At 51.3% G+C, this 7,328-nt stretch carries 8 protein-coding genes; 2 read left to right on the forward strand and 6 right to left on the reverse strand.

Going from position 1 to position 7,328, the window contains the following annotated elements:
• Positions 1 to 7: 7 nt before the first annotated feature.
• Both HZS80_RS07650 and HZS80_RS07655 read right to left on the reverse strand, forming a co-directional pair.
• Entirely contained in the window at positions 8 to 1,012 is a 1,005-nt protein-coding gene (locus HZS80_RS07650; protein WP_179915675.1) for a TRAP transporter substrate-binding protein, read from the reverse strand.
• Entirely contained in the window at positions 1,002 to 2,276 is a 1,275-nt protein-coding gene (locus HZS80_RS07655; protein ID WP_179915676.1) for an amidase, read from the reverse strand. Before HZS80_RS07655 ends, HZS80_RS07650 begins: the two co-directional genes overlap by 11 nt.
• A 357-nt stretch (positions 2,277 to 2,633) precedes the next feature.
• Between HZS80_RS07655 and HZS80_RS07660 the strand changes: the two genes are divergently transcribed.
• Together HZS80_RS07660 and HZS80_RS07665 are read left to right on the forward strand one after the other, a co-directional pair.
• Positions 2,634 to 3,218 carry a LysR substrate-binding domain-containing protein gene (locus HZS80_RS07660; RefSeq protein WP_281662203.1) on the forward strand — a complete coding sequence of 195 codons (585 nt, stop codon included), beginning with the start codon at positions 2,634 to 2,636 and terminating at the stop codon, positions 3,216 to 3,218.
• A gap of 62 nt (positions 3,219 to 3,280) precedes the next feature.
• A complete protein-coding gene (locus tag HZS80_RS07665; RefSeq protein WP_035556564.1) occupies positions 3,281 to 3,601 on the forward strand; it encodes a transposase in 321 nt (106 codons plus the stop codon).
• Between the two features lie 34 nt (positions 3,602 to 3,635).
• Here the strand turns inward: HZS80_RS07665 and HZS80_RS07670 are convergent, their stop codons facing one another.
• Genes HZS80_RS07670 through dctP form a run of 4 tightly spaced genes read right to left on the reverse strand, consistent with a single transcriptional unit; the run spans position 3,636 to position 7,126 of the window.
• Entirely contained in the window at positions 3,636 to 4,307 is a 672-nt protein-coding gene (locus HZS80_RS07670) for an RraA family protein (RefSeq protein WP_035556566.1), read from the reverse strand.
• A gap of 16 nt (positions 4,308 to 4,323) precedes the next feature.
• Positions 4,324 to 5,628 (reverse strand): TRAP transporter large permease, encoded by a 1,305-nt coding sequence (locus HZS80_RS07675; RefSeq protein WP_035556569.1) that lies wholly within the window; start codon positions 5,626 to 5,628, stop codon positions 4,324 to 4,326.
• Positions 5,629 to 5,630: 2 nt separating this feature from the next.
• Entirely contained in the window at positions 5,631 to 6,140 is a 510-nt protein-coding gene (locus tag HZS80_RS07680; RefSeq protein WP_052703704.1) for a TRAP transporter small permease, read from the reverse strand.
• Between the two features lie 8 nt (positions 6,141 to 6,148).
• On the reverse strand, positions 6,149 to 7,126 hold the full coding sequence (gene dctP, locus HZS80_RS07685; protein WP_179915677.1) for a TRAP transporter substrate-binding protein DctP: 978 nt from the start codon (positions 7,124 to 7,126) through the stop codon (positions 6,149 to 6,151).
• Positions 7,127 to 7,328: the final 202 nt, after the last annotated feature.

Here is a 7,328-nt window from a genome sequence, read left to right on the forward strand (position 1 = left end):
GCGGGGGTTACTGAAGCTCAGCCACACCATCTTCAAATATGCTTACAAAATCCGATCCAAGCGATTCCTTATAGCGTTCATATACAGGTGATAAAACATCCTGAAACGCTGACAATTGTTCATCAGTCAGGGTGGTAACTGTCATCCCTGCTTCCTCTAATTCTCCCACGAGATCAATATCCTCCTGCTTGACTACTTCGCGCTGAAAGTCCATTGCCTCCTGAGCTGCTCGGCTGAACATCTCCTGGTCTTCTTCACTTAAACCTTGCCAGAAAGGCCCACTTCCGACGAAAGCCAACGCATCATAAGAGTAATTCCAGATCGTGACGTGATCCTGAACATCATGAAAGCGTGAAGACCAAATGAGTGATAGTGGGTTTTCTTGACCATCAACTGCGCCTGTTTGCAGGGCAGTGAACACTTCAGCAAAATTCATAGTAGTGGGAGAGGCACCGAGTTCTTCATAAATAGATAGGTAAAGTTCGATGCCGGGTACTCGAATTCTCAATCCTTCAAAATCCGCAGGTTCTGTTATTGGGCCACGTGAGTTCGTTACTTGACGAAACCCATTCACACCCCAAGCTAGTCCTTTTAGATCTTGCTGTTCGAGATCTTGCATCAACGCATCCCCTGCAGGACCATCTAGCACAGCGTTGGCGGAATCATGGTCTGGGAATAGCCACGGCAAACCGAGAACTTGATAGCGAGAGTCTAGTCCGGTCATCCAGGTTGTTGATTTAATTAAAAAGTGAATAGCGCCTGATTGAGTCATTTCCATTTCAACACGATCACTGCCACCGGCAAGAGCCGCGTTAGGATGCAGACGAACTTGATAGTCTCCTTCTGAATATTCGGCAACTAGGTCACGAAACCTTTCCGCCCCCTGGTGCCAGCTAGACCCCTCAGACACGTTGTAGGAAACGTTGACTGGCTGTTGTGCAAAGGCTGTCGAACCACTTATGAGAACAGCCAAGGAAATTCCAGTCGTAACTACTATGCGATTAATGTTCATTTGCTTCTCCGGTTAAACAAGTAAGTTTGAAATCTTCAAGCTGAACGATCGATAAGGCGCTACTGAGTAGCTTTAAGTCCTCCTTTGGTTTACCAATTAATGGGATACCTATTGGCATGCCATGAGAGCCCTTGCCGGTAGGAAGATGTAGGCATGGAAGTCCAAGTAGGGTCCACGGGCGGCAATAAACTGGGTCGCCAGTAGTATTTAAGCCAACTGTCGCTTCGCCTATGGTGCTTGGTGCTATGAGGATGTCTGCCTGATTGAAAAATGTATGTGTAAGGGTATGAAGGGCATGATCTCGAAACGCTAGGGCATCTAAGTATTCAGGTAGATCTATTGCTGCTCCAAGTTGAATAATATCCACCAACTCTTTACCCATAGAGTTTTTATAAAATTGAAACTCATGCACTAAAGTTCGCGAGGCCTCGTAAGCCATAATGCATTTTTGTACATTGATAAGCTTGCAAAAAAGTTGGCTCTCCTGGATCTCTGCAGTACGAGCTGTTGCCTTTTTTAGTGTATAAAATGATTTTTTCAGAAGTGCTCTAACATCGTTGTCGAGTGGAATGTTCTCTATTTCTATGAGGGCATTTACACGAAGTGTGGCGAGAGCCGACTTGGGCAAGTCAGTGTTATGTTGCCGTTGGGTTGCAGCGTCGAAGAGCAGGGCACAGTCATGAATGTTTCTCGTAAACCAGCCAACTGTATCTAGAGACTTACTAAAAGCTTTAACTCCCGAGCTAGGAATGAGGTCTGCAGAGGGCTTGAATCCTACTACACCGCAGAAACTAGCTGGCCGAATAATGCTTCCAGCTGTTTGGGAGCCGATTGCAGCGCGTGACATTCCATCAGCGACAGCTGCTGCTGACCCACTTGACGAAGCGCCCGGTGTCCTTTTCAGATCATGTGGATTACGAGTTTTTCCGGGTGTGAAATAAGCCAGCTTAGTACTGACTGTTTTACCGATTAAAATTGCACCAGCTTTTCGTAAAGAAGCTACAAGAGATGAATCAGCCTGGGACTTAGGGGAATACAGATATGATGTCCCCCACTGGGTAGGCATATCAGTAGTATCGAAAATATCTTTGATACCAATTGGCATACCTGAGAGTAAGCCCTTAGGCCCTTTTTCGCACTCTGCGATGGCTTGTGCGGTTGGCTTTAAATATTGGAAAGCTCCAACTTCATTTTCTCGTACTGCTACCCTCTCGTAACAATTTTTTAGCGTTGTAATGGCAGGGCTAAGTTGGTGCATTTTCATCAAATCTCAACCTTTTATGCGCTATTTATGTGCGGTATTGGTAGTCAAAACCAAATATTAAAAGCTGGATATAATAATGAATTCAAAATCTTATATTCATTCGTGAGAATTAAAAGCTTTTGGATTAATAGATAATTTATTTCCCTGATGCTAAGTACTGCATTATTTATGCCACTTAGGTTTTGGAGCAATGCTATCTAGTGGGGAGTACTCACGTTGTGCTCGGTCCCAGTACAAGAGCCGAGACCTTTCTGGGTTAACTTAAGAATCATTGCTTTGGCTGGTGCTAGAAACCTCTAGTTATCTGAATCGCCCGGTGTTTCGTAGACACTTCCAGGCCTTATACTGGACTGCCCTGTGTTCTCCGGATACTTCAGCAATGAAAATCCAAAGGTGGACCTTCGCCTACGGTTGCGCAACACGGGAGAGGTAATTACGGATCTGCTGCGTTTCGATGCAGATTTAGGGTTGATCGAAGGGCAGTGTCACGAATCGCGCCTGGAGAGTGAAACTTGGTGTGAGGACCAGCTTGTGATTGTCTGTTCTCCACAGCATCCCTTGGCTCAGAAGAAGCGGCTTGATGACATCGATCTCGGTGCTGCTCCCTGGATACTTCGCGAACTGGGGTCAGGAACACGTGAAATATTTGAGGCCGCCATATTGCATCATGTAGAGCGACTGCAGGTGCGTATGGAGCTCAGTCAGCATGAGGCCATTAAGCAAGCAGTGATAGCCGGCCTCGGTTTGGGCTGCCTGTCGTATCGTAGCGTGGTGGGGGAGCTTGAGCGTGGGGAATTGGTTTCAATGCAGAGTGGGCTAGAACTATCTAGGATCTTTTCATTGGTGTGGCATCCCGAGCGTTATCGGAGCCCGTTGTGGCAGGCATTTAAGGTCTTCTTAATCGAGAGCCATGGGCATTCACCGAAGCCTGGCAAGCAATAAATTCTCGGCGCGAAATACATGCGAGCCAAAACATTGTTTTTAAGTCCTGACCTTTACCATAATTGATAGACGAGGTACGCAACAAAGAGCGCCGTGAGCAAGGGCACCCCAAGTCGCTGTGTTGGGCACTGTTGAAGAACCTGGAAAATGAGAACCTGACACCCGAACAGCTGGCGGCGCTCCAGGAGTTGGTAGCTGATCAGAGCGCCACTGCCGATGCCTGGGTGATCAAGGAAAAGCTACGCTGGATCCAGAAGGCCCCGGCACCCAGAGCGGCTCGGTCATGCGCACATGGCTATCGTAGCGAGGCTAATTTCATCGCCATGATCTACCTGATTGGCAGCCCGGTGGGCCGTCTGTTCGATCAGGCCAAATCCACATGAAGTGACGAAGAACCTTAAAGAAATCCTCATCTCGTCAAGATTCTCCGCTGTTAATTCTCTCAATGAGCTCGGTGGCTCCGCTAATGTCGGGCAAGCACTCTCCCTGGGCCACGCGCTGGAGTATTGCTTCTTCCTGTTGTTGCAGTGAAACGGCTTTTGAGGCAATAGTCCCTGCTTCTTGAGCAGGTACTACAAGAACACCGTTCTCATCAGCAAGGATAATATCACCGGGGTGGATAACGAGCCCCCCGACACTAACCGGAAGATTCATGGTGCCTCCTAGTCCCGCCAGCTTGGTGGTCAGTGCCGACACACCGCGGCACCATACCGGGAACTCCTGTTCGCGGATGGATAGTGCATCCGTCGCCATACCGTCGATGATGACCCCGGCGACCCCCAACCCCTTGGCTACCTGGGTCATTACCCCGCCCCAGCAGGCGTGCCGGTCGTCGCCTTGCCGGTCGATGACCAATACATCCCCCGGCCGAACCAGACGCATCGCATGATTGAGTAGGGTGCCATCCGTGGGCGGTAGGGAAAGTGTGACGGCGGTTCCCACCACTCGCGTCCGGGCAAGCAAAGAGTGGATAGCCGGGTCGACGAATCCGCTTTCCCGAAAGTGGCCGATAGTGGCCGTCTCGCAGTCTTGTAGTTGCCGGCTGATATGGGCGTCGATCGCTGTAGGCATCGGACCGATGTGATACATAGATATCTCCTGATGGTCAGATCAAACTGGGCAGAAATGTGATGAGCGAGGGTAGGAAGAACAGCACTAGCATGCCGAACAGGAAACAGATAACGATCGGCCAAGCGGCGGCGAAGATCGTCTGCATCGGTACCGACGGCGCCCCACCCTTGATCGCAAACAGGTTGTAGCCGAAAGGTGGTGTCAGGCTGCCGACCGAAATATTGATCAAGAACAGGGTCCAGAACCAGATTGGATCGAAGCCATAGAGCTTGACCAGCGGTGCATAAATGGGGATGACGACCATCATGAACGCGATCTGATCGATGAACATGCACGCAAAGAACGGCACGAGCATCAACAACAACAGCATCCACGCGGGATCAAGCTCCAGGCTGGTGGCCAGCCCGACCAGGCCTGACGTCGCCCCTGCGAAGGAGAGCAGCTGACTGAATAGTTTCGAGCAGGCCAGGATAGCGATGATCATGGCGCTGATGCCTAACGACGAGAGTATCGCCTGTTTCGCCATGTCGAGGGTGAAGCGACGGTAATAGACCGCAACCAGCATGGCACCGAGCACGCCGGTGGCCGCAGACTCGGAAGGTGTGGCGACCCCCAGCATGATCAGGCCGAGTACCGAGAAGATGATGATGCTGAACGGTGCCATGTCCAGCAGCGCCTTGCCGCGTGCGCGCCAAGTTCCGCCCCCACTCTCGTCGGCAGCGGGTGCCAGGGAGGGATTGAGCATCAGCTTTAACATGACATAGCCGACAAACAACCCCGCCAGGAGGATACCGGGAATGATGCCGGCGATCAGTAGCCGTGCGATCGAGATATCGACCATGGAGCCGATAATGATGACCAGCAGGCTCGGGGGAATAATCGGCGCCAGGCTGGCGCCGCCCAGGATTAAGCCGATGGAGAGACGGTCATCATATCCCCGCTGCTGCATCGTGGGTAATGCCGAACGACTCAGCATCGCGGTTACCGCCAAAGCCGATCCCGACAGGGCGCCGAACAGGGTGGCAAGCACGATGACGAAGAAGTACAGGCGCCCTTTCATACGTCCCATCAGGGTGTCCAGCGCATCGAAGATGACGTCTATTGAGCCCGACCGAAACAGCAACTCCCCCATCAACACGAACAGCACGATGGTAGTGAGGGTTTCCGATGTGACGGTGCTGTATACGCTGTTGGCGAACATGCCGAAGCCTGCACTGCCCATCAGCCAGATGGTCCCCAGGACATTGATGGTAAGAAAGGCGACGAAGATAGGGACACCCAGCGCAAACAATCCCATCAGTAGGGTGAGCGCGATGCCTAGCGAGATATACCACTCCATGATCAAACCTCCTGCTGTTCGTTGCCGTCATGAGGTATGCCTGGGAATAAGGCATAGCGCAGGAAATACAAGGCGGTATTGATAAAGGCATAGCAGATAAAGATTGATACCCAGTACTTTGGGATATCCAGGCCCAGTGCAGTGGTGGTACCACTGCCGAATTGGCGAAGCGTCTCCTGAATGAGTATCCAGGCGGCGACGGTACAGACCACGCCGGCTGCCAAGGCGATCATTCTGTCATAACGCTGTCGGCTGGCAGGAGATAGTCTTTCGGGCAGGACGGTAATCGCGATATGGCCATTGGTACGCGCCAGTTCAGGTACACTTAGTGACACCGCGATACAGAGGAAATAGGCCACTAGTGAACTCGACCACAGGGTCGGGGCGTTGAAGAAATAACGGGCGACCACTTCGATCCAGAAGCATGCGACGATGCCACACAAGGTGGCACCGCCAAGGTAGAACCCGAATCGCGTGATACGATCATGAAGTCTTGCTATCGGGTGGTGCATGTTGATTCCTATTCGGAGGTCGCTGTCATGTTGTTTTGTTCAGCTATCTCTCGCATGGTGCCGACTGCCTCGGGCGACTTGTCGATACCCAGCTGCCAGATGCCTTCGTTGACCAGGGCGTCCAGTCGCTCGGCATCGTCCGGCTGGAAGTGCGTTTCCTGCATGCCCTTTTCCTTCAACGACTCCCACTCCTGCAGTGCCAGTTCATCGAGGATCCCGGCAGTCTCGTTTTCCAGCTCTCTGCCCTGTTCAAGCAGCACAGCCTGTTCTTCTTCATCAAGTGCATTGAACGCAGCCAGGTTCATGAACAGGTAGGTATAGGTCTGACCAAAGGTCGGCTTAGAGAAATATCCTGCCACTTCATCCCAGCCAAAATCCTCGACACCGTTGAGCCCCCAAGCAGCCCCATCGATCACCCCACGATCAAGGGAGGAGTACACATCGCCCCCGGACATGAGCACGGGGGTGCCTCCCAGCCCTTGTGTAGTACTGGTGTATGTCGCGCTGCCGCGAATACGACGTCCTTCTAGGCCCGGTGTACCTTCGATGGGATCCTTGAGTACGTATTGAAAGCCGCTGCTGCCCAGGGGAGGAATCGCTAACAGCTTGAGGCCAAGCTCATTGTAATGTTCATCGATATAATCCCAGAGGCCAGATTCGTGGGTGGCATCAGGGCCGACGAAGACGGCATCCATGGCAGCCCCTACGCCAGTGGTGTTGGTATGATAGGCACCGTGAGTGTAAAGCAGATCGAACACACCGGCCGACACGGGCTGAAGCTGTTCGAAGGGTGAGACGACATCTGGGCCATTCAAGCCGATAGTAAGATCACCTTGGCTGGCCTCTTCCACTCTTTCGATGTAACGCTGAGCGACTTCACGAGTATAGGCGCTGGTCTGGTCATAGCTGGTGAGCATTCTCAACTCAGTGGCCATGGCTTGTGATGCACTTAGCATAAGGATAATGGCAGTAAGGGGGCGATTCATTTTTTACCTCATTGTGTTTTACTAATCAGTTAAAGGTTCTTGCATGGGATGACTGAATCTAGTCATGGCAGTGACGCTCGGTCAATAGAATCCAGCAAGCTAGTGTTTTTTTATTTTTATGTTTAAGATTAATGAAATTTATACAAGTAGATTTCTAGTCATGAAAACCTCACGACGCTACACGAAGCCATGTTAATTAATA

This window comes from Vreelandella glaciei (genome assembly GCF_013415125.1).
Lineage (GTDB): Bacteria > Pseudomonadota > Gammaproteobacteria > Pseudomonadales > Halomonadaceae > Vreelandella > Vreelandella glaciei.